Below are 16,789 nucleotides of genomic sequence, written 5' to 3'. Positions count from 1 at the left end.
CGGTAACGGCCAGGTCGCGGGCCGGTCTCACCTGATGGCCCGGAACGGGAACCGGAGGCGGCTTTCCGGGTGTCCGGTGATAGAAAGAATTTCCTTCCGACCGTCGGCGCCAAGAGCCGGCAACAGCCGAGAAGTGGCGGGCCGTGTCCGATTCGCTCTGCCCCACGGGGGGCGAGGGGCTGGGCAGCCGGTCCGCGCGTGAATGAGGAAACCCATGTCGCAGCCGCCTCCGCCACCACATCAGCCGCCGTCCGGCGGTTTCGGCCCCCCTCCGGAGCAGCCGGACGACCGACCGGAGCAGCCGGAGGGGGCGGAGCAGCAAGAACAGCCGGAGCAGCAGGAGAAGTCGGACCAGCAGGAGAGTGCGGAGCGGAAGGAGACTCCGCAGGTTCCGCTGTCCAAGTCGCCGCAGCCTTCGGCGGACCGGCCGGACCGGCCGGACCAGCCGGACCAGCCGGGGCAGTCGCCGCAGACGCCGCCTCCGGGCCCGCCGTCGTACGGCTACCCGCAGCAGCCCGGCCAGTTCGGCCAGGCACCGCAGTTCCCGCCCAACCAGCCACCGCCGCCGTACGGCTATCCGCAGCAGCCGGGGCAGATGCCCCAGGCACCGTACGGCCAGGCCCCCGCGTACGGGCAGCCACCCGCGTACGGCCAGCCCCCGGCGTACGGCCAGCAGCCCGGATACGGCCAGTACCCGACGCAGCCCATGTACGGCGGCGGCGTGCAGCCGCCCGGCGGCGGCAGCAAGAACGCCAAGATCCTGGCCGTCGTCGCCGCGGTCGTCGCGGTCCTGCTCGTGGCGGGCGGCGGTGTCTGGCTCCTGACCAAGGACGACGGCGGCACCGAGGCCAAGAAGGGCGACAAGGGCACCACCCAGGGCGCCGACGGGGGCTCGGGCGACTCCGGAGGCTCCGGTGACTCCGGCGACTCCGGCGGTTCCGGCGGCGAGAAGGGCCTGATCGACGCCGAGCTCGCCTGGACGGTCGACCCGCCCAAGGTGGACAAGCAGGACATCATCGCGGAAACGCCCGGCACGTGGTTCGTGGGCGACAACCTCGTCAAGGCCACGACGAGTTCCACCACGGCCTACGACATGAAGACCGGCAAGGTGGCGTGGTCCATCGACATGCCCCGCCCGAAGGACTGCACCGCCGCCTTCGAGATGTCCGAGAACAGGACCGTGGTCCAGTACGGCCGGCGCTGCGAGTTCGTCATGGGCATCGACCTGGCCGCGGGCAAGAAGCTGTGGAACAAGGAACTGCCGTCCAAGCGCGACAGCTCCTCGGAGTTCAGCTACACGGAGATGGCGGTCAGCGGCGACATCGCCGCGGCGTCCTGGATCGGCAACGCGGTCGGTTACGACCTGTCGACCGGCAAGGAGCTGTGGCAGCAGGAGGAGGGCTCCGACTGCAAGGACCGCGGCTACTCCGGCGGCGGCCAGCTCGTCGCCAAGCTGGAGTGCGGCTTCGGCGGCTCGCAGAAGGTCCAGGGAGTGGGCCCGGGCGGCAAGAAGAAGTGGGAGTGGAAGGTCCCCGACGGCATCGACGTCCGCAAGGTCCTCTCCACCGACCCGCTGGTCCTCGGGGTCAACGCCGGGGGCGAGTCCAGCATCGACATCACCGACGTGATGGTCCTCTCGGACAGCGGCAAGCTCAAGGAGAAGATCACCATCAAGAAGGAACGCCACGAGCTGGGCTGCCGGGGCATCACGCTCAGCAACTGCCCCGGCACGGTGGTGGACGGCGAGACCATGTACATCTCCTCGAAGCCGCACCAGGGCGGCGGGTACGGGCAGACCAGCGAGATCATCGCCTTCGACCTCACCACGGGTAAGTCGAAGTGGCTGGGGGAGCCGACCTCGGGCGGCCGGATCGTTCCGGTCACCGTGGAGGACGGCGCGCTGCTCGCCTACGAACTCCCCGGCTACGACAAGCCGGGGCAGGTCGTCACGCTCGACCCGGGCAGCGGCAAGCCGTCCCCGCGGATGAAGCTGCCGGCCGGCAGTGCGAAGAAGGAGTACGACATGGCCAGCGGCTCCGATGTGCACCCGTTCTGGAAGGACGGCCACTTCTTCCTGGTGAACCACAGGTTCTACGCCTCCGCCGGGCTGAGCGACCTGGCGATAGCCGCCTACAACTGAGGTTCCGCGGCCGTATCCGGCCCCTCGCGGCGGCCCGCCGCCACCGACGGCCCCGCGCCCCTTCCTGTGGAGGGGCGCGGGGCCGCTCGCGTGGGTCCGCGGGAGGTCCCGCCGGTTCTTGCCGGAAGGGGCGCGGGATGCGGGGGGAGCGTGTAGCTTCCGGGGGCAAGACGGAGCCGGGCGGCTCGCAGGGCCGTACGGGGCACGGCCCGGCCCCGGAAGACCGGGGCCGACGGAACGACAGGGGTGCGGATGACCGTGCGGCTCATGGTGGTCGACGACCACCGTCTGCACGCCGAGGCGCTCGCCTCGGCGCTGAAGTTGCGCGGGCACCGGGTGCTCGCCGCCGCCGCCCCGGCCGCGGGGGCGGCGGAACTGGTGGTCAGCAGGGCCCCCGAGGTGTGCCTGTGGGGCACGGCGTCGCCCGCCGAGCCCGGGGCGTTCGACCCCGTGGCGAGGATCAGGCGGGAGCGGCCGCAGACCGCCGTGGTGGTGCTGGGCCCGGTGCCCAGTCCGCGGGGGATAGCGGCGGCGTTCGCGGCGGGGGCGTCGGGCTACATACGGCACGACGAGCGGATCGAGGGTGTCGAGCGCGGCATGGCCAGGGCGCGGGCCGGGGAGGCGGCGGTGGCGCCGCAACTGCTGCGGGGCGCCTTCGCGGAGCTGCTCAACCCGAGGACCGAGCCGGACGACGAGGGCGTCAGGCTGCTGCGGATGCTCACCCCGCGCGAGGCCGAGGTGCTGGTGCGGGTGGCGGAGGGGGAGGACACCCGGGCGATCGCGGTGGGCATGGGGGTCGCGCCCAGCACGGCCCGTACCCATGTGCAGCGGGTGCTGATGAAGCTCGGGGTCGGGTCGCGGCTGGAGGCGGCGGCACTGGCGGCCCGCACCGGGCTGCTGGACCGGGTGGCCGGCGGGCACGGCGGTGCGGACCGGGGTGCGGACCGGGGTGCGGGGCCGGGCTGACGCGCCGGCCCCGCACCCGTACCCGCCGCCGAGCCCGGCCGTACGGCGGCGGACGCGCGGGTCACTCCCCGGCGGGCGGCGCGCCACCGGGGTCGCCGCCCTCGGCCTCCCGCCGGGACGGCGGCGGAACCGTCGGGCTCAGCCGCAGCCAGAGCAGGAACAGCAGTCCCAGGACCAGCATCGACAGCCCGGCCCAGAGGTTGATGTTGACGTCCTGGGCCTTGGCCAGGTCGGCGTCGGAGACGAAGAAGCCCGCGATGGTGACCAGGAGGCCGTAGACCACGAACAGCACGCCGATGACGCGGCGGATGTCGAACAGCCGGGCGGCGCTGGCCGACCGCTCCTCCAGGTCGCGCTCCTCCTCCCGCCAGTCCGGCTCCGGATCGCCCTTGCCGGCGCCGGGGACACCGGGGTCGGCGGGGTCGGCGGGGTCGGCCGGGTCGGAAGGACCGGAGGGGGTGCGGGAGTCCGAGGGACCGCGGTACTCGTGGGCGCCGTGCGGACCGCCCGCACCGTCGCCGCCGTTGCCCTCGTTGCTGCCGTTGCCGTCGTTCGTCACGGTGGATCACATCCTTCGCTGTGCGGTGCGCGGGGCGCTCAGAAGGAGAAGGGGAGGTAGCAGAGGGCGGCCAGCACGATCGCGCCCCAGCCCAGCAGTGCGGGCCTGCGGTACCAGGCCTCGTCGCCCGCGGCCGGGGGCTCGGCCACCCCGGGGGCCCGGGTGCCGTACACCAGACCGGCCAGCCGCTCGACGGGCTTGGGCCTGGTGAGGGGGGTGAGGACGACGACGACGAGCGTGCCCGTGACGAAGGCGACGATGGCGGAGACGAAGTTGGCGCCCTGGTCGGTGGGGATGTCGATCAGTCCGCCCCGGTAGAACCAGAAGTAGTTGACCATCGCCGAGACCGTGCCTGCCAGCAGCCCCCAGAAACCGGCCGCGGCCGTCATCCGCTTCCAGAACATGCCGATGATGAAGACGGTGAACAGCGGCACGTTGAAGAAGGAGAACAGCGTCTGGAGGTAGTTCATGATGTTGCTGAACGTCGCCGCGATGAACGCCGTCCCCATGCCCAGCAGCACACCGACCGCGGTGACCACGCGCGCGGTGGCCACGTAGTACGAGTCCGGGCGGTCCTTGACCAGGTAGGGCCGCCAGATGTCGTTGGTGAAGACGGTGTTGAAGGCGGAGACGTTGGCGGCCATGCCGGCCATGAAGGCGGCGAGCAGACCGGTCACCGCGATGCCCAGCACGCCGTTGGGCAGCAGGTCGCGCATCAGCAGGGGGACCGCCTCGTTGTACTCCAGGCCGCTGCCCGGTCCGATGTCCGGCGCCACCACCAGCGCCACCAGACCGGGGATGACGACGATCGCCGGAATGAAGATCTTGGGGAAGGCGGCGATCAACGGGGTGCGCTGGGCGGCGGAGAGGTTCTTGGCCGACAGGGCGCGCTGGACCTCGGCGAAGTTCGTCGTCCAGTAGCCGAAGCTCAGGGCGAAGCCGAGGCCGAGCACGATGGTGAGCCAGTTGGCGCCCAGCGGGTTGTCCGAACCGATGCCGGTGCCGCCCCAGGCCGAGACGAAGTTGTCGCCCTGCGAGGCGGTGAGCGAGTCGCTCAGTCCGCTCCATCCGCCCACGCGGACCAGGGCGAGGACGGTCAGCGGGATCAGCCCGGCCAGGATCACGAAGAACTGCACGACCTCGTTGTAGATGGCCGAGGACAGACCGCCCAGGGTGATGTAGAGCAGCACGAACAGGCCCGAGACCACGATGGACACCCACTGCGGCCAGCCCAGCAGCGCCTCCAGCACGATGGCCAGCGCATAGAGGTTGACGCCCGCGATGAGCACCGAGGCGGCCGAGAAGAGGATGCCGCTGAGCAGGTGGGACGAGGGTCCGAAGCGGTGCAGCAGGAACTCGGGGACCGAGCGCACCCGGGACCCGTAGTAGAAGGGCATCATCACCAGGCCGAGGAAGACCATCGCCGGGATGGCGCCCACCCAGTACCAGTGCACGGTGTAGACGCCGTACTGCGCGCCGTTGGCCGCCATGCCCAGGATCTCCAGCGCGCCGAGGTTCGCCGCGATGAAGGCGAGGCCGGTGACCCAGGCGGGCAGCGAGCGGCCGGAGAGGAAGAAGTCCAGGCTGGTCTTGATGCTGCGCCGGGCGGCGAACCCGACTCCGAGGACGACGAGGAAGTAGATGGCCAGGATCGTGTAGTCCAGGGCGTTCGTGGGGAGCCGAAGATCCTGGGCCAGCTGGTACGACGGCATGAGCAGGTCGCCTCCGTGGCGTGACGGGGCCGCTGTGGGGGGAGGCCCCTTGACGTCAATGTTCACTCATGGTTTTTTATGTTCGATTATGTTTGGGTCGCAGTATAGGGAGACCCCGCGTGAAAAAGACCCCGACCCGCCTCGCCGACGGCCGCGAACTCGTGTACTACGACGTTCGCGGCGGCCCCGGCGCCATGGGACGCGACGCCGTGGACCGGCGCCCCCTGGACGCCGTCGCCACCGCCTCGGAGATCCGCCACGACCCCCTGCTCGGTGAATGGGTCGCGGTCACGGCGCACCGCCAGGCCCGCACGTACCACCCGCCGGCCGACGAATGCCCCCTGTGCCCGTCCCGCGACGGCCGCCTGACGGAGATCCCGGCCGAGGACTACGAGGTGGCCGTCTTCGAGAACCGCTTCCCCTCCCTGGCCGGCCCCCCGGGGCCGGCGGAGGCCGAGGACGGGGGCGGCCTGTTCCTCCGGGCCCCGGGCGCCGGGCGCTGCGAGGTGGTGTGCTTCACCTCCGACCACGACGCCTCCTTCGCCGACCTCACCGAGGAGCGGGCCGCCCTGGTCCTGGACGCCTGGACCGACCGCACCGCCGAGCTGTCGGCGCTGCCGGGCGTGCGCCAGGTGTTCTGCTTCGAGAACCGGGGCCGGGAGATCGGCGTCACCCTCGGCCACCCCCACGGCCAGATCTACGCCTATCCCTTCGTCACCCCGCACACCGGGCGCACCCTGCGCTCGGCCGCCGCCCACCGGGAACGCACCGGCGGCAACCTCTTCGAGGACGTCGTGGCCGCCGAGCGCGCCGACGGACGGCGCGTGGTGCTGGAGACCGGCCACTGGACCGCCTTCGTGCCGCACGCCGCGCGCTGGCCGTACGAAGTGCACCTGTACCCCCGGCGGCGGGCGGCGGACCTGACGGAACTGGGCGAGGAGGCCCGCGCCGAGTTCCCCGGCGTCTACCTGGAACTGCTGCGGCGCTTCGACCGGATCTTCGGCCCCGGCGAGCCGCCCACGCCCTACATCTCCGGCTGGCACCAGGCGCCACTGGGTCCGGACGGGGGAAAGGACTGGGCCGAACGGGCGGACTTCGCCCTCCACCTGGAACTCTTCACGATCCGCCGCACGTCCGGGAAGCTGAAGTACCTGGCGGGCTCGGAGTCCGGTATGGGGGTCTTCATCAACGACGTGCCGCCCGAGACCGCGGCGCGGCGACTGCGGGAGGTGGCGAGCCGGTGAGCGGCACGTATCTGGTGACCGGCGGGGCCGGCTACGTCGGAAGCGTCGTCGCGGCGCACCTGCTGGAGGCCGGGCACCGGGTGACGGTGGTGGACGACCTGTCCACCGGCTTCCGCGCGGGCGTGCCGGCGGGTGCTGACTTCGTCCAGGGGCGCGTCCAGGACGCCGCCGACTGGCTGGACCCTTCCTGTGACGCGGTGCTCCACTTCGCGGCCAGCTCCCAGGTCGGCGAGTCCGTCGTCCGCCCCGAGAAGTACTGGCACAACAACGTCGGCGGCACCATGGCGCTGCTGGACGCGATGCGCGGGGCCGGGGTGCGCACCCTGGTCTTCTCCTCCACCGCCGCCACCTACGGCGAGCCCGAGGAGACCCCCATCCGCGAGGACGCCCCCACCGCCCCCACCAACCCCTACGGCGCCTCCAAGCTCGCCGTCGACCACATGATCGCCGGCGAGTGCGCCGCCCACGGCCTGGCCGCCGTCTCGCTGCGCTACTTCAACGTGGCCGGCGCGTACCGAGGCGCGCACGGCACCCTGGGCGAGCGGCACGACCCCGAGTCGCACCTCATCCCGCTGGTGCTCCAGGTCGCGCTCGGGCAGCGGGAGGCGATCTCGGTCTACGGCGACGACTACCCCACCCCCGACGGCACCTGCGTGCGCGACTACATCCACGTCGCCGATCTGGCCGAGGCCCATCTGCTGGCGCTGGAGGCCGCGGCGCCCGGGGAGCATCTGGTGTGCAACCTGGGCAACGGCAGCGGCTTCTCCGTCCGCGAGGTGATCCGCACCGTCCGCGAGGTCACCGGCCACCCCGTCCCCGAGAAGACGGCGCCGCGCCGCGGCGGCGACCCGGCGTTCCTGGTCGCCTCGGCGGAGCGGGCCAGGCAGCGGCTGGGCTGGCGGCCCTCGCGCACCGACCTGAAGGACATCGTCGCCGACGCCTGGGCCTTCGTCCGGGGCAGGGCGCTGGACGCCGCCGGCGACGCCGGCGACGGCGGCGACGGCGGAGAGGGCGGAGAGGGCGGAGAGGGCGGAGAGGGGAGCGGAACATGAACGGGCCACTGAACCCCGGAGCGGAGGCGGGGGCGGAGTCCGAGGCGGAGGCCGAGGCGCTGAACGCGGCGCAGACGGCGGAGGCCGCCGACGGCTTCCGCGCGGTCCACGGCGGCGAACCCGCCGGGATCTGGGCCGCGCCGGGCCGCGTCAACCTCATCGGCGAGCACACCGACTACAACGACGGCTTCGTCATGCCGCTCGCCCTGCCGCACACCACCCGGGTCGCGGCGGCCCGCCGCGACGACGGCGCACTGGCCGTCCACTCGGCCGACGTGTCGGGCGGCACGGTGCGCCTGCGGGCCGAGAAGCTCGCCCCCGGCACGGTCGGCGGCTGGGCCGCGTACCCGGCCGGTGTGGTGTGGGCGCTGCGCGAGGCCGGTCTGCTGTCCGGCCGGGAGACAGGCGCCGACCTCTACATCCGCAGCGATGTGCCCACCGGCGCGGGCCTGTCCTCCTCGGCCGCCCTGGAGGTCGCCACGGCGGTGGCCCTGAACGACCTGTACGGCCTGGGGCTGACCCCCGAGCGGATCGCTCTGCTGTGCCGGCGGGCCGAGAACGAGTTCGTCGGCGTCCCCTGCGGGATCATGGACCAGATGGCGTCGGCCCGCTGCACGGCCGGGCACGCCCTCCACCTCGACACCCGGGACCTGGCGGTCCGCCAGATCCCGTTCGACCTGGCGGCCGCGGGCCTGCGGCTGCTGGTGGTCGACACCCGCGTCAGGCACGCGCTGGCCGACGGCGAGTACGCCCGGCGCCGGGCGGGCTGCGAGGAGGCCGCGGCGGCCCTGGGGGTCGCGGCCCTGCGCGACGTCCCCCACGGGGAGCTGGACGCGGTGCTGGCCCGGCTGGCCGATCCGGCGCTGCGGCCCCTGGTGCGCCATGTGGTCACCGAGAACCGGCGGGTGGAGGAGGTCACCGACCTCCTCGACGCGGGCGACCCCCGTTCGATCGGCCCGGTCCTGACCGCCGGGCACGCCTCGCTGCGAGACGACTTCGCCGTCTCCTGCCCCGAGCTGGATCTGGCGGTGGAGACGGCCGGCGCGGCGGGCGCGCTGGGCGCCCGGATGACCGGCGGCGGCTTCGGCGGCTCCGCGATCGTCCTGGTGGAGGCCGCCGGGGCGGAGGAGGTCGGCGCGGAGGTCGCCGACGCCTTCGACGCCGCGGGCCACCCGGCCCCGCGGCTGTTCGAGGCGGTGCCCTCGGCGGGGGCGCGCCGGCTGGACGGGTGAGACGCCGGACCCGGACCCGGGTGTGCGCGGCGGGGGCGTGCCGTGCGGCGGCCGGTGCGGTGATCACAATGCGTCGGAAGCGGTCGGACCGCGCCGCGCCGGGCACCACCGGCCGTACACGTCCGGTCGCCGCGGGCCGTGCGGGCGGTCGGTTTTCGCCAACCGGCCCCTTCGGCCGCACCCCGGCCCTACGCTGATGGACGGCACCGGCCGCCGGGGGCCGGTGCGCATCAGGGGGCGGCACACGCCGGATGCGGCGCGCGGGGGCCGGGTACGAGCAGGGCACGGCGGCGTACGTGCGGCCCGTCCGGCCCCGCACCGGGCGCCGCGCCCGAGCGCGGGTGGGCCTTTCGGCGGCAGGGGGTGTGCGTGCAACGTATCCGGGTTCTCGTGGTGGACGACCACCGCATATTCGCCGAGTCCCTCGCCGCGGCACTCGCGGTGGAGCAGGACGTGGAGGTGGCCGCGGCCGGCAGCGGCCCCGCCGCGCTGCGCACCCTGGAACGGGCGGCGGCCGACGGCCGCCGCTTCGACGTCCTGCTGATCGACGCCGATCTGGGAGCCGCTGTGCCGGCGGCCGCCGCCTCGCCACCGGATCCGGCCGCCGCCGCGCCTGCCGCGGCCGGCGGCATCGCCCTGGTCTCACGGGTCCGCACCGACCACCCCGAGGTCCGCACCGTGGTGCTCGCCGAGCGCGACGACCCGCGCCGAGCGGCCGCCGCGCTCCAGGCGGGGGCGTCGGGCTGGGTCGCCAAGGAGAGCTCGCTGTCCCGGCTGCTGCATGTGGTCCGGGGGGTGCTGCGCGGCGAGACGCATCTGCCTCCCGCCCTGCTGACCGGGGTGCTGCGCGAGCTGACCGCGACGCGCAGGCACCGCACCGAGAGCGAGCGGCTGGTGGAGTCGCTGACCCCGCGCGAGCACGAGGTGCTGCGCTGCATGGTGGCCGGGCTGGGCCGCAAGGCGGTCGCCGAGCGGTTGTACCTCTCCCCGCACACCGTCCGCACCCATATGCAGAACGTGCTGGGCAAGCTGGGGGTGCACTCCACCCTGGCCGCGGTGGCGCTGGCCCGCAAGGCGGGCGTCGGCCCGGCGGACCTGGAGCATGTGACGTCGTAGTCCCGCCCCGCCCCGCTCCGCCTCGACTGCCCCGACCGCCCCGCCCGCGCCACGAACCCGTCAGGGGACGTTGTCGAACGGTGCGGTGAGCTGCCGCAGCAGCCCGGCCAGCTCCGCCCGCCGGCTGGGCGGGAGCTCGGCGAGGATGGCCCGCTCCTGTTCCAGCAGCCCGGCCAGGGCCCGGTCGGCCCGGTCGCGCCCGGCCTCCGTCAGCCGGACCAGTACGCCGCGCCGGTCGCTGGGGTCGGGCAGCCGCTCCACCAGCCCCTTCTTCGCCAGCCGGTCGATGCGGTTGGTCATGGTCCCGGAGGTGACCAGGGTCTGGGTCAGCAGCTGGCCGGGGGAGAGCTGGTAAGGGGCGCCGGCCCGACGCAGCGCGGTCAGCACGTCGAACTCCCAGGGCTCCAGCCCGTGTTCGGCGAAGGCGATGCGGCGGGCCCGGTCGAGGTGGCGGGCGAGCCTGCTGACCCGGCTGAGCACCTCCAGGGGCTCCACATCGAGATCGGGGCGCTCGCGGCGCCACGCTGCCACCAGTCGGTCGACCTCGTCCTCCATGAGGACAGTGTAGTAGTTCTGTCGATGTGAAGTCTCTTGACATCGAGATAACTCCGGCGGACCCTGCTGCCATGGAACCAGCCGACCCGATCCGGCGCACCGGCGTCCCGGCGTGGGACCCCGCGCAGTACCGCAGCCACGCCGGCCACCGCCTGCGCCCGCTCCACGACCTGCTGGCCCGCGTCCCCCCTCTGCCCTCGCCCCGGCCCCGCATCGCCGACCTGGGCTGCGGCCCCGGCGAGCCGACCGCTCTGCTGGCCGAACACTGGCCCGCGGCCCGGATCACCGGCTACGACCTGTCCGAGGCGATGCTCGCCGAGGCCCGCGCGCACGCCGGGCCCACCTCCGGGGGCGGCGCCGTGGACTTCGCCCGCGCCGACCTGGCCGCCTGGCGCCCCGGGGAGCCGCACGACCTGATCGTCTCCAACGCGGCGCTGCACTGGTGCCCCGGACACATCACCCGTTTCCCCGACTGGATCGCGGCGCTGCGCCCCACAGGCGTCCTGGCCTTCCAGGTTCCCGGCAACTTCGCCGCCCCCGGGCACACCCTGCTCACGGACCTGTGCGCATCACCGCGCTGGCGCGACCGCCTCGGAGCCGGAACCCGCCGCACCCCCGTGGCCGAGCCCGCCGAGTACGCCGAGGCGCTGGCGGCGCTCGGCTGCGGGACGGACGTGTGGGAGACGACGTACGTGCACGTCCTCACCGGCCGGGATCCGGTGCTGGAGTGGATGAAGGGGACCGCCCTGCGCCCCGTCCTCACCGCACTCGACCCCGACACGGCCGCACGCGAGGCGTTCCTGGCCGAGTACCGCGACCTGCTGCGTGAGGCCTACCCGCCGGGCCCCCACGGCACCCTCTTCCCGTTCCGCCGGATCTTCGCCGTCGCCGTCAGGCGCACCTGAGGGCACGCGCACCCCGCGAACCCGCGCCCGGCGCCCGCCGGGCGGACTTCCGGAAGGAGACACCGTGATCGAGGCGCTCGACCACGTACAGCTCGCCGCTCCGCGCGGATCCGAGGAGGTCCTGCGCGCCTTCTACGCCGGACTGCTCGGCATGGCGGAGACCCCCAAGCCGCCCGCCCTCGCGGCCCGCGGCGGCTGCTGGTTCGAAGCCGGCTCCGTCCGGCTCCACCTCGGGATCGAGGAGGATTTCCGGCCCGCGCTCAAGGCCCACCCGGGTCTGCGGGTGAGGGACGCCGAAGCCCTGGCCGCCCTGGCCGCCCGCCTGGCGGACGCCGGCCACCCGGTGGCCCGGGACGACTCCGTCCCCGGCGTGCGCCGCTTCCACAGCGCCGACCCCGTCGGCAACCGGCTGGAGTTCCTTCAGCCGGCCGGGTGACGGGGCGCGGCAGGGGGGAAGCGCGCGGAAGGCGGAACGCGCGGGAGTCGGCCCGCCGGCACGCCCGTGCGCGTGGGGGCAGGGGCCACCGCCGCCGCCGGCCCGGACGGGCTCAGCTGCGGCGGTGGCCTATCAGGCGCGGCTTGGGCTCCAGCCCGTCCAGCCCGTGCCAGGCGAGGTTCACCAGATGGGCGGCCACCTCGGGCTTGTCGGGCTTGCGGGCGTTCAGCCACCACTGGCCCGTCAGGGCCACCATGCCCACCAGGGCCTGCGCGTACAGCGGCGCCAGCTTCGGGTCGAAGCCGCGCGCCTTGAACTCCAGGCCCAGGATGTCCTCCACCTGGGTGGCGATGTCGCTGATCAGCGAGGCGAAGGTGCCCGTCGACTGGGCCACCGGCGAGTCCCGCACCAGGATGCGGAACCCGTCGGTGTACTGCTCGATGTAGTCCAGCAGCGCGAACGCCGCCTGCTCCAGCAACTCGCGCGGATGACCGCCGGTCAGTGCCCCCGTCACCATGTCCAGCAGCCGCCGCATCTCCCGGTCGACCACGACCGCGTACAGTCCCTCCTTGCCGCCGAAGTGCTCGTAGACCACCGGCTTGGAGACCCCGGCCTTGGCCGCGATCTCCTCCACCGACGTGCCCTCGAAGCCGCGTTCGGCGAAGAGCGCGCGACCGATGTCCAGCAGTTGCTCGCGGCGCTCCTTCCCCGTCATCCGGCGGCGGGTCCGCCGGGTGGATCCTGAGGGCCTGCCCTTGGTACTGCTGTCGTCGGTCGCCACTCCTCCATCATGCCGCTTCGGCGGCCTCCTCCCGGCGGCGGCCGTCGATCCGCTTCCTCGACGGCCAGCGCACGTCGTACGCCCAGCCGGCCTTCTCGAACCAGCGGATCAGCCGGGCGCTGGAGTCGATCTGGCCCTTCAGCACACCGTGCCGGGCGCAGGTCGGGTCCGCGTGGTGCAGGTTGTGCCAGGACTCCCCGCAGGAGAGCACCGCCAGCCACCACACGTTGCCCGAGCGGTCACGCGACTTGAACGGGCGCTTGCCCACCGCATGGCAGATGGAGTTGATCGACCAGGTGACGTGGTGCAGCAGCGCCACCCGCACCAGCGAGCCCCAGAAGAACGCGGTCAGCGCGCCCTGCCAGCTCATCGTGACCAGCCCGCCGACCACCGGCGGGATGGCCAGCGACACGGCCGTCCACAGCACGAACTGGCGGGAGACACGGCGGATGACCGGGTCCTTGATCAGATCCGGGGCGTACTTGTGCTGCGGCGTCTGCTCCTCGTCGAACATCCAGCCCACATGGGCCCACCACAGGCCCTTGAGCAGGGCGGGGACGGTCTCGCCGTAGCGCCAGGGGGAGTGCGGGTCGCCCTCGGCGTCGGAGTACCTGTGGTGTTTGCGGTGGTCGGCGACCCACCGCACCAGCGGGCCCTCCACGGCCATCGACCCGGCGATCGCCAGCGCGACGCGCAGCGGCTTCTTCGCCTTGAACGCGCCGTGGGTGAAGTAGCGGTGGAAGCCGATGGTGATGCCGTGGCAGCCCAGGAAGTACATGCCGGCCAGCAGTCCGAGGTCCAGCCAGCTCACCCCCCAGCCCCAGGCGAGCGGAACCGCGGCCACCAGGGCGACGAAGGGGACGGTGATGAACAGCAGAAGGGTGATCTGCTCCACGGAACGGCGCCGCTCGCCGCCGAGCGTGGCGGAGGGGAGCGGTTCCCCGGACGCCGCGGCGGATTTCGCAGTGCCTGCTGTGTCCTGGGATTTCGTGCGAAGCACGTCGGGACTGATCGTCATAGATCGCTCTCGTTTGAAGCTGGGGGACGGGGGGTGCGTTACTTACGGTCCCGTAACCTACGCAATCGTAAGTATGGCAGCCGTGAGTGCCAGGGCAAGAGGGCCGCATGGTGGACTGGATGATCCACGCACTCCGGCGGCGGCCTATCCTGGGAGTCGTCGGACAACGCGGTCCGTGACCTGCCAGAAGCATCGCCGCAAGGAGCCGCACCTGTGAGCAGTGCCGACACCTCCCCGAACCCGGTTGGCAAGAACCCTTCCCCGGCCGGGGGGGTCCCCACGGCGGGCCGTCCGAGTACCCCGGACGCCCGAAAGGAACCCAGCGCCCCCGAAGCCCCACTGGAGGCCACCCCCGAAGCCCGTGCCGAGACCAGCGCGGCCCTGCGGGCCGACATCCGCCGGCTGGGCGACCTCCTAGGCGAGACGCTCGTCCGCCAGGAGGGCGCCGAGCTGCTGGAGCTCGTCGAGCGCGTACGCGCCCTGACCAGGACCGACGGCGAGGCCGCCGCCGCCCTGCTCAGCCGTACCGACCTCGCCACCGCCACCAAGCTCGTACGGGCCTTCTCGACCTACTTCCACCTCGCCAACGTCACCGAGCAGGTCCACCGCGGTCGCGAACTGCGTACCCGGCGGGCCGCCGAGGGCGGAAACCTCTCCCGCACCGCGGACATGCTCAAGGACGCCGACCCCGCCCATCTGCGGGACACCGCGGCGAACCTCGGCGTGCGCCCGGTCTTCACCGCCCACCCCACCGAGGCCGCCCGCCGGTCGGTGCTCACCAAGCTCCGCAAGGTCGCCGAGCTGCTGGAGAACACCGACCCCAACGAGCGCCGCCGCACCGACCTGCGGCTCGCCGAGAACATCGACCTGATCTGGCAGACCGACGAGCTGCGCGTGGCCCGCCCCGAGCCGGCCGACGAGGCGCGCAACGCCGTCTACTACCTCGACGAGCTGCACCGCGACGCCGTCGGTGACGTCCTGGAGGACCTCGCCGCCGAGCTGGAGCGCGCCGGGGCCCCGCTCCCGCCCGCCACCCGCCCGCTGACCTTCGGCACCTGGATCGGCGGCGACCGCGACGGCAACCCCAACGTCACCCCCGCCGTCACCTGGGAGGTGCTGCTGCTCCAGCACGAGCACGGCATCACCGACGCCCTGGAGCACGTCGACGAGCTGCGCGCGGCCCTGTCCAACTCCATCCGCATCAGCGGCGTCACCGACGAGCTGCGCGAGTCCCTGGAGCGCGACCTCGAACTCCTGCCGGAGATCAGCCCCCGCTACAAGCGGCTCAACGCCGAGGAGCCCTACCGGCTCAAGGTCACCTGCATCCGGCAGAAGCTGCTCAACACCCGCGAGCGCCTGGCCGAGGGCGACCCGCACGTGCCCGGCCGCGACTACCTGGGCACCGGCGAACTCCTGGCCGACCTGGAGCTGGTCCAGAACTCCCTGCGCGAGCACCGCGGCTCGCTGGTCGCCGACGGCCACCTGGAGCGCGTGATGCGCACCCTGGGCGCCTTCGGCCTCCAGCTGGCCACCATGGACGTGCGCGAGCACGCCGACGCGCACCACCACGCCCTCGGGCAGCTCTTCGACCGGCTCGGCGAGGAGTCCTGGCGCTACGCCGACATGCCGCGCGACTACCGGCGGCGGCTGCTCGCCAAGGAACTGCGCTCCCGCCGCCCGCTGGCCCCCCAGCCCGCGCCGCTGGACGCCGCCGGAGCCAAGACCTTCGGCGTCTTCACCACCGTCCGCAGGGCGCTGGACACCTTCGGCCCCGAGGTCATCGAGTCCTACATCATCTCCATGTGCCAGGGCGCCGACGACGTCTTCGCCGTCGCCGTCCTCGCGCGCGAGGCGGGCCTGATCGACCTGCACGCCGGCTGGGCCCGCATCGGCGTCGTGCCGCTGCTGGAGACCACCGACGAGCTGCGCATCGCCGACGAGCTGCTGGACTCGATGCTGTCCGACCCCTCCTACCGGCGCCTGGTCGCCCTGCGCGGCGACGTCCAGGAGGTCATGCTCGGCTACTCCGACTCCTCGAAGTTCGGCGGCATCACCACCTCCCAGTGGGAGATCCACCGGGCCCAGCGGCGGCTGCGCGACGTCGCCCACCGCCACGGGGTGCGGCTGCGCCTGTTCCACGGCCGCGGCGGCACCGTCGGCCGCGGCGGCGGCCCCACCCACGACGCGATCCTCGCCCAGCCCTGGGGCACCCTGGAGGGCGAGATCAAGGTCACCGAGCAGGGCGAGGTCATCTCCGACAAGTACCTCATCCCCTCCCTGGCCCGGGAGAACCTGGAGCAGACGGTGGCCGCCACCCTCCAGGCGTCCGCCCTGCACACCGCGCCCCGCCAGTCCGACGAGGCGCTGGCCCGCTGGGACGCGGCGATGGACACCGTCTCCGAGGCCGCCCACAGCGCCTACCGCGCGCTGGTGGAAGACCCGGACCTGCCCGCGTACTTCTTCGCCTCCACCCCCGTGGACCAGCTCGCCGACCTCTACCTCGGCTCCCGCCCCTCGCGCCGCCCCGACTCCGGAGCCGGCCTGGACGGGCTGCGGGCGATCCCGTGGGTGTTCGGCTGGACCCAGTCGCGGCAGATCGTGCCCGGCTGGTTCGGCGTCGGCACCGGTCTGAAGGCGGCGCGCGAGGCCGGGCTCGACGGCGTGCTGGACGAGGCCTACGGGCGCTGGCACTTCTTCCGCAACTTCCTGTCCAACGTCGAGATGACGCTGGCCAAGACGGATCTGCGGATCGCCCGGCACTACGTGGAGACCCTGGTGCCGGCCGAGCTGCGGCACATCTTCGCCACCATCGAGGCCGAGCACGAGCTGACGGTGCGCGAGGTGCTGCGGATCACCGGCGAGCGGGAGCTGCTGGACGCCCAGCCGGTGCTCAAGCAGACCTTCGCCATCCGCGACGCCTACCTGGACCCGATCTCCTACCTCCAGGTCACGCTGCTGGCCCGGCAGCGCGAGGCCGCCGAGCACGGCGAGGAGCCCGATCCGCTGCTGGGCCGCGCCCTGCTGCTGACGGTCAACGGCGTCGCGGCGGGCCTGCGCAACACCGGCTGAGGCG

At 73.2% G+C, this 16,789-nt stretch carries 14 protein-coding genes; 9 read left to right on the top strand and 5 right to left on the bottom strand.

The window, feature by feature from the left end:
* The first annotated feature begins 214 nt into the window (after positions 1 to 214).
* Entirely contained in the window at positions 215 to 2,140 is a 1,926-nt protein-coding gene (locus tag BM237_RS00615; RefSeq protein WP_093846611.1) for an outer membrane protein assembly factor BamB family protein, read from the top strand.
* A gap of 252 nt (positions 2,141 to 2,392) precedes the next feature.
* Positions 2,393 to 3,106 carry a response regulator transcription factor gene (locus tag BM237_RS00610; RefSeq protein ID WP_093846609.1) on the top strand — a complete coding sequence of 238 codons (714 nt, stop codon included), beginning with the start codon at positions 2,393 to 2,395 and terminating at the stop codon, positions 3,104 to 3,106.
* Between the two features lie 61 nt (positions 3,107 to 3,167).
* Here BM237_RS00610 and BM237_RS00605 read toward each other — a convergent pair whose 3' ends face one another.
* Both BM237_RS00605 and BM237_RS00600 read right to left on the bottom strand, forming a co-directional pair.
* Positions 3,168 to 3,455 carry a hypothetical protein gene (locus tag BM237_RS00605; protein WP_093847322.1) on the bottom strand — a complete coding sequence of 96 codons (288 nt, stop codon included), beginning with the start codon at positions 3,453 to 3,455 and terminating at the stop codon, positions 3,168 to 3,170.
* A 248-nt stretch (positions 3,456 to 3,703) separates the two neighbouring features.
* On the bottom strand, positions 3,704 to 5,377 hold the full coding sequence (locus BM237_RS00600) for a sodium:solute symporter family protein (protein ID WP_093846607.1): 1,674 nt from the start codon (positions 5,375 to 5,377) through the stop codon (positions 3,704 to 3,706).
* Between the two features lie 119 nt (positions 5,378 to 5,496).
* On the opposite strand from BM237_RS00600, the gene galT reads away from it, so the two are divergent.
* From galT to BM237_RS00580, 4 genes are all read left to right on the top strand, one after another.
* Positions 5,497 to 6,621: a galactose-1-phosphate uridylyltransferase gene (galT, locus tag BM237_RS00595; protein ID WP_093846605.1), complete on the top strand. Its 1,125-nt coding sequence runs from the start codon at positions 5,497 to 5,499 to the stop codon at positions 6,619 to 6,621.
* Entirely contained in the window at positions 6,618 to 7,673 is a 1,056-nt protein-coding gene (gene galE / locus BM237_RS00590; protein ID WP_093846603.1) for a UDP-glucose 4-epimerase GalE, read from the top strand. The genes galT and galE overlap by 4 nt, the downstream gene beginning before the upstream one ends.
* Positions 7,670 to 8,905 carry a galactokinase gene (gene galK / locus BM237_RS00585; protein ID WP_093846601.1) on the top strand — a complete coding sequence of 412 codons (1,236 nt, stop codon included), beginning with the start codon at positions 7,670 to 7,672 and terminating at the stop codon, positions 8,903 to 8,905. Before galE ends, galK begins: the two co-directional genes overlap by 4 nt.
* 369 nt (positions 8,906 to 9,274) lie before the next feature.
* A complete protein-coding gene (locus BM237_RS00580) occupies positions 9,275 to 10,021 on the top strand; it encodes a response regulator transcription factor (protein ID WP_093846599.1) in 747 nt (248 codons plus the stop codon).
* 60 nt (positions 10,022 to 10,081) lie between these two features.
* Here the strand turns inward: BM237_RS00580 and BM237_RS00575 are convergent, their stop codons facing one another.
* On the bottom strand, positions 10,082 to 10,576 hold the full coding sequence (locus BM237_RS00575) for a MarR family winged helix-turn-helix transcriptional regulator (RefSeq protein WP_093846597.1): 495 nt from the start codon (positions 10,574 to 10,576) through the stop codon (positions 10,082 to 10,084).
* A gap of 71 nt (positions 10,577 to 10,647) precedes the next feature.
* Here BM237_RS00575 and BM237_RS00570 point away from each other — a divergent pair, with 71 nt between their 5' ends.
* Complete coding sequence (locus tag BM237_RS00570) at positions 10,648 to 11,481, top strand: trans-aconitate 2-methyltransferase (protein WP_093846595.1); 834 nt, start codon at positions 10,648 to 10,650, stop codon at positions 11,479 to 11,481.
* A 64-nt stretch (positions 11,482 to 11,545) separates the two neighbouring features.
* On the top strand, positions 11,546 to 11,917 hold the full coding sequence (locus BM237_RS00565; protein WP_093846593.1) for a VOC family protein: 372 nt from the start codon (positions 11,546 to 11,548) through the stop codon (positions 11,915 to 11,917).
* Positions 11,918 to 12,029: 112 nt separating this feature from the next.
* Here the strand turns inward: BM237_RS00565 and BM237_RS00560 are convergent, their stop codons facing one another.
* Together BM237_RS00560 and BM237_RS00555 are read right to left on the bottom strand one after the other, a co-directional pair.
* A complete protein-coding gene (locus tag BM237_RS00560; protein ID WP_093846591.1) occupies positions 12,030 to 12,698 on the bottom strand; it encodes a TetR/AcrR family transcriptional regulator in 669 nt (222 codons plus the stop codon).
* A 7-nt stretch (positions 12,699 to 12,705) separates the two neighbouring features.
* Positions 12,706 to 13,716 (bottom strand): acyl-CoA desaturase, encoded by a 1,011-nt coding sequence (locus BM237_RS00555; RefSeq protein WP_093846589.1) that lies wholly within the window; start codon positions 13,714 to 13,716, stop codon positions 12,706 to 12,708.
* 339 nt (positions 13,717 to 14,055) lie between these two features.
* Between BM237_RS00555 and ppc the strand changes: the two genes are divergently transcribed.
* Entirely contained in the window at positions 14,056 to 16,785 is a 2,730-nt protein-coding gene (gene ppc, locus BM237_RS00550) for a phosphoenolpyruvate carboxylase (protein ID WP_093847320.1), read from the top strand.
* Positions 16,786 to 16,789: the final 4 nt, after the last annotated feature.

The sequence above is a fragment of the Streptomyces mangrovi genome, assembly GCF_900114215.1.
GTDB lineage: Bacteria > Actinomycetota > Actinomycetes > Streptomycetales > Streptomycetaceae > Streptomyces > Streptomyces barkulensis.
Note: the sequence above shows the minus strand (reverse complement) of the source record. Positions and strands in the feature narration are given on the sequence as shown.

Bases quoted from the DNA above. Each gene is read 5' to 3' on its own strand.
- BM237_RS00615 (WP_093846611.1), top strand. From the start codon at position 215: ATGTCGCAGCCGCCTCCGCCACCACATCAGCCGCCGTCCGGCGGTTTC.
- BM237_RS00610 (WP_093846609.1), top strand. From the start codon at position 2,393: ATGACCGTGCGGCTCATGGTGGTCGACGACCACCGTCTGCACGCCGAG.
- BM237_RS00600 (WP_093846607.1), bottom strand. From the start codon at position 5,377: ATGCCGTCGTACCAGCTGGCCCAGGATCTTCGGCTCCCCACGAACGCC.
- galK (WP_093846601.1), top strand. From the start codon at position 7,670: ATGAACGGGCCACTGAACCCCGGAGCGGAGGCGGGGGCGGAGTCCGAG.
- BM237_RS00575 (WP_093846597.1), bottom strand. From the start codon at position 10,576: ATGGAGGACGAGGTCGACCGACTGGTGGCAGCGTGGCGCCGCGAGCGC.
- BM237_RS00570 (WP_093846595.1), top strand. From the start codon at position 10,648: ATGGAACCAGCCGACCCGATCCGGCGCACCGGCGTCCCGGCGTGGGAC.
- BM237_RS00555 (WP_093846589.1), bottom strand. From the start codon at position 13,716: ATGACGATCAGTCCCGACGTGCTTCGCACGAAATCCCAGGACACAGCA.